The sequence below is a fragment of the Sphingopyxis sp. RIFCSPHIGHO2_12_FULL_65_19 genome, from assembly GCF_001830555.1.
GTDB lineage: Bacteria > Pseudomonadota > Alphaproteobacteria > Sphingomonadales > Sphingomonadaceae > Sphingopyxis.
In genome coordinates, this window is sequence record NZ_MIAM01000015.1 from 126,479 (window position 1) to 130,909 (window position 4,431).

5 protein-coding genes and 1 pseudogene are annotated in these 4,431 nt (G+C 62.9%); 5 read left to right on the top strand and 1 reads right to left on the bottom strand.

Annotated features, from left to right (window positions below):
* The 5 genes from A3E77_RS04475 to A3E77_RS04495 all read left to right on the top strand — a co-directional run.
* Positions 1-519 (top strand): type III PLP-dependent enzyme domain-containing protein (locus tag A3E77_RS04475; protein ID WP_458574409.1); only part of this gene is annotated, 519 nt, incomplete at its 5' end.
* Positions 520-607: 88 nt separating this feature from the next.
* A complete protein-coding gene (locus A3E77_RS04480; protein ID WP_293643637.1) occupies positions 608-1,933 on the top strand; it encodes an MFS transporter in 1,326 nt (441 codons plus the stop codon).
* A gap of 73 nt (positions 1,934-2,006) precedes the next feature.
* A complete protein-coding gene (locus A3E77_RS04485) occupies positions 2,007-3,176 on the top strand; it encodes a CaiB/BaiF CoA transferase family protein (protein ID WP_293643638.1) in 1,170 nt (389 codons plus the stop codon).
* 57 nt (positions 3,177-3,233) lie between these two features.
* Positions 3,234-3,665, top strand: a complete 432-nt coding sequence (locus A3E77_RS04490) for an MAPEG family protein (protein ID WP_293643639.1) — start codon at positions 3,234-3,236, stop codon at positions 3,663-3,665.
* 11 nt (positions 3,666-3,676) lie between these two features.
* Complete coding sequence (locus A3E77_RS04495; RefSeq protein WP_293643640.1) at positions 3,677-4,111, top strand: MAPEG family protein; 435 nt, start codon at positions 3,677-3,679, stop codon at positions 4,109-4,111.
* 3 nt (positions 4,112-4,114) lie between these two features.
* Here the strand turns inward: A3E77_RS04495 and A3E77_RS04500 are convergent.
* Positions 4,115-4,431: pseudogene (locus tag A3E77_RS04500) on the bottom strand (class I SAM-dependent RNA methyltransferase); the annotation flags it as partial.

Sequence of the window (4,431 nt, forward strand, 5' to 3'; positions counted from 1 at the left end):
CCGCCGCTGGACGCCTATTTCGACACGATCCACCGCAGTTTTGAAAGCCTGCCGATCAGCTATTCGGCCGAGCTGTGGTGCGAGCCTGGCCGCGCACTGTCTGCCGAATATAGTTCGCTGGTCGTGCGCGTCGAAAAGCGGCGCGGCGAGGAGCTCTATATCAACGACGGTGCTTATGGCGCGCTGTTCGATGCCGCGCATGTCGGCTGGCGCTTCCCCGTTTCGTTGCAACGTGACGTGGTAAGCGAAGCCGAACTGGTGCCGTTCAGCTTCTATGGCCCGACGTGCGACGACCTCGACCATATGGCGGGACCGTTTTTCCTGCCTGCAGACATCAAGGCCGGTGATTTCATCGAAATTGGTATGCTCGGCGCCTATGGCTGCGCGATGCGGACCAAGTTCAACGGCTTCGGCGCGGACGAAACCCATGTCGTCAGCGACGAGCCGATGGCGAGCCTGTACACCGGCAGCGAAGCCGAACCCGAACGCCGCAGCGCGACGGTAACCAAGCTGTTCTGACCGCGACGCGGCGATCAAGACAGGGGCCGGGCGCAGCGATGCGACCGGCCCTTTTCCTTTCGGCCCAAGGCGCTAGATTGCGCGCTCCATGCAGCCCTTCCATCATCTCCTCGTCAATAATCTGATCGCGAACATCACCAACTTCACGGTGTGGTTCGCGCTGACCTTCTGGACTTTTCTGGAAACTCAGTCGGTGTTCGCGACGGGGATGATCGCGGGCATCTATCTGGTCCTGACCGCGATGCTCGGCGTCTGGTTCGGCAGCCTTGTCGACCATCATGGCAAGCGCAACATGATGCTGGTATCGAGCATTGCCTCGCTCCTCCTCTACGCCGCCGCGTTCGCGGCCTATGCCCTCGCGCCTTCCGTTCGTGCCGCCGATGTGTCGGGCGTTGCGCTCTGGCTGTTCATTCTCGTTTCGATGCTGGCGGTGATCGTCGGCAATATCCGTATGATCGCGCTGCCGACGTTGGTGACCCTGCTGGTGCCGGAGGATCGGCGCGACAAGGCCAACGGGCTCGTGGGAATGGTCAGCGGCATCGGCTTCCTCACCACCTCGGCGATCAGCGGCTTTCTTGTCGCGTGGGGCGGGATGGTCGCGACACTGGTCTTTGCCGTCGCCTTTTCGCTTCTCGCCATCGTCCATCTTCTGTTCGTCCGGGTTGACGAACCGCGCGCGGCCGAGGCGGACGATGCACCGCGCCGCATCGACCTTGCCGGGACAATGCGCGTCGTGCTCGGTATCCCCGGCCTGTTCGCGCTGATCCTCTTTTCCTGCTTCAACAACCTGCTCGGCGGCGTGTTTATGGCGCTCATGGACGCCTATGGCCTGTCGTTAATGCAGGTCGAAACATGGGGCTTGCTGTGGGCGTTCGTTTCCTGCGCGTTCATTCTCAGCGGCATGGTGATCGCGCGGACGGGTCTTGGTGCGAACCCGGTGCGAACCCTGCTTCTCGTCAATCTGATCGCATGGACAGTCGCCGCGTTTTTCACCTTGCAGTCGTCGATCCTGCTGCTGGCCGCGGGCTGTTTTATCTGGATGTTCCTCGGCCCCTATGCCGAGGCGGCCGAGCAGACGACGATGCAGAAAGTCGTGCCGTTCGAGCGTCAGGGCCGCGTCTTCGGCTTTGCCCAGTCGGCCGAGCAGGCGGCCTCACCGCTGACCGCCTTCCTGATCGCCCCGCTCACCCAATTTCTTTTCGTGCCGTTTATGACCGACGGTGCAGGCGCCGACGCGATCGGCGACTGGTATGGCCGCGGTCCCGAACGCGGGATCGCGCTGGTCTTTACCATCGCCGGTCTGTTCGGCGTTATCCTGACGCTGGCGGCGTTCGGCTCGCGATACTATCGCCGGATATCCGCGGCCTATACGGATGGGAACAACAGCCAAGCGGCCGCAGCCCCCGCTGCCTGACGAAAGTTGCGGAAGCCTCTTCCGTTTTACTTTGCAATCATTCTATCCTGCCCGCCTTGGAAGAGGAGGAGCCATGCCCATGCTGTCGGGTATCCGTATCGTCGATCTGACGACCGTCATTTTCGGCCCCTATGCGACGCAGATGCTCGCCGACCTGGGTGCCGAGGTGATCAAGGTCGAAACGCCCGGGATTGGCGATATCTCGCGCTATCTGGGAAGCGGGGTTCCCGACCCGACGATGGGGTCGATCCACCTGACGGTCAATCGCGGCAAACGCTCAATCGCGCTCGACCTCAAACAGCCGGGGGATGCCGCCGTGCTGCGCGACCTTGTTGCGACCGCCGACGTTTTTTTTCACAATGTTCGCGGCAAGGCGATCGCGCGGCTCGGTTTCGACTATGACGCATGCAAGGCGCTGAAACCCGACATCATCTATGTCCACGGCACCGGCTTCGCGCAGGACGGCCCCTATGCCGACCTTCAGGCCTATGACGATGTCATCCAGGCCGCCAGCGGCACGACCAGCCTGTTGCCGCGCGTCGACGGCGACCCGCGCCCGCGCTATTTCCCCTCGCTCATCGCCGACAAGGTTGCGGGGCAGTTTGGTGCGCAGGCGATCCTGGCGGCGCTGGTCCACAAGCTGCGCACCGGCGAAGGCCAGCAGGTCGAAGTGCCGATGTTTGAATGTTTTTCATCGTTCATGCTGACCGAACATCTGCGCGACGCCGCGCTCGATCCGCCGATCGGCCCCGCCGGCTATCCACGCCAGCTCGACCCGACGCGCCAGCCTTTCCCGACCCGCGACGGCTATCTTGCGATCGTCCCCTATACGGTCGAATCGACCGCGCGGTTGATGGACCTGCTCGGCAGCGCCGACCTGCTCGAAACGCCCGAATATGAAGCGGCAAAGGCCAAGGGCCAGCATATGCCGATCATCTACAGCGAGATCGCGCGCAAGACCCCGGCGAAAACCAACGCCGAATGGCTTGCGCTATTTGCTGCCAACGACATTCCGGCGATGGCGGCGCGCGACCTTCAGGATGTGACCGACGATCCGCATTTCGTCGCAACGGGCTTTTTCCGGCATCGCGCCCACCCCGACGTCGGCACCTTCCGCGAAATGCAGCCGCCGGTGAAATATGGTGCCATGGCGCCTCGCGATCTGGGCTTCGCGCCTAGGGTCGATGGCGACGGGGCCGCGATCCGCGCCGAACTCGTGGCGACGTCGCCAATGACGACATAATGTTGCATTGTGGGGCGCGCACCCTAGCATCGCGCGAAATTTGGGAGGGGGAATGATATGCCTGAAAGCCTGCTTGCACCAGGCGCGGTGCTCGCGCTGTGGACGCTCATCATGCTCGGCTGGGTTGCCGCAACCCGTTTTTCGGCGATGTCGAAAGCCGGTGTCGATCTGAAAGCCGCACCGCCGGGCGGGCGCGGTGCCGATCTGGAAAATATACTGCCGCCGCTGATCAACTGGAAGTCGCACAATTATACGCATCTGCTCGAACAGCCGACACTGTTTTACGCTGTGCTCATCTTCTTGCATCTGTCAGGCGGCAGCACCGACCTGACGCGCGGACTGGCGTGGGCTTATGTCGTGCTGCGCATTGTTCACAGCCTGTATCAAGCGACCGTGAACCGTGTTCCGGTCCGCTTCGCCATATTCGCTCTTGCGACATTCTGTCTGGTCGCTCTGGCGCTGCTGGCCGTCATCGCCACTTTGGGTTGAGGGGGAAAACCATGGATACAAATGCCATTTTGGGGCCGGTCGCGACGCTCGCGCTCTGGTCGATGATCATGTGGGTGTGGATGTACGCCACGCGCATCCCGGCCATGAGCCGGGCCAAGATCGACGCCAAGAATCTTGTCGGCACCACCGGACGCGGGCTGGACGAGGTGCTACCGGCAGAGGTCCAGTGGAAGGCCCACAATTACAACCATCTGATGGAACAGCCGACGATCTTCTATGCCGTTGCGCTCGCGCTGGCCGTCGGTGGCCTCGGCGGCGGGCTCAATACGCAGATCGCCTGGGCCTATGTCGCCTTACGCATTGTGCACAGCCTGATCCAGGTCACGGTCAACCGCGTGCTATGGCGTTTCGCGGTGTTTGCGCTCGCCAGCCTCGCGCTGCTCGCGCTGTGCATCCATGCCTTCATGGGATTCGTGCTGCACTGAACGTTAGCGGCTGAAACGTGCGGCCAGTTCCACATGGGTTGACCAGCGGAACTGGCCGACGGGCTGCACCCAGTCGAGCCTATAGCCGCCTTCGACGAGCATTTTTGCGTCGCGGGCAAAACTCGCCGGATTGCAGCTGACATAGGCGATGACCGGCACGCTCGATGCGGCCATCTGCTTCACCTGCTCCTCGGCCCCCGCGCGCGGCGGATCGAGGATGACGGCACCAAAGCGGTTCAGCTCCGCCGGGACCAGCGGGCGGCGGAACAGGTCGCGGTGCTCGGTCGCGACCAGTGCGCGGGCGCGGTTGGCCGCGGCCG

Excerpts from the sequence above, each read along its gene's own strand:
- A3E77_RS04485 (WP_293643638.1), top strand. The coding sequence starts at position 2,007 with ATGCCCATGCTGTCGGGTATCCGTATCGTCGATCTGACGACCGTCATT.
- A3E77_RS04495 (WP_293643640.1), top strand. The coding sequence starts at position 3,677 with ATGGATACAAATGCCATTTTGGGGCCGGTCGCGACGCTCGCGCTCTGG.
- A3E77_RS04480 (WP_293643637.1), top strand. The coding sequence starts at position 608 with ATGCAGCCCTTCCATCATCTCCTCGTCAATAATCTGATCGCGAACATC.
- A3E77_RS04490 (WP_293643639.1), top strand. The coding sequence starts at position 3,234 with ATGCCTGAAAGCCTGCTTGCACCAGGCGCGGTGCTCGCGCTGTGGACG.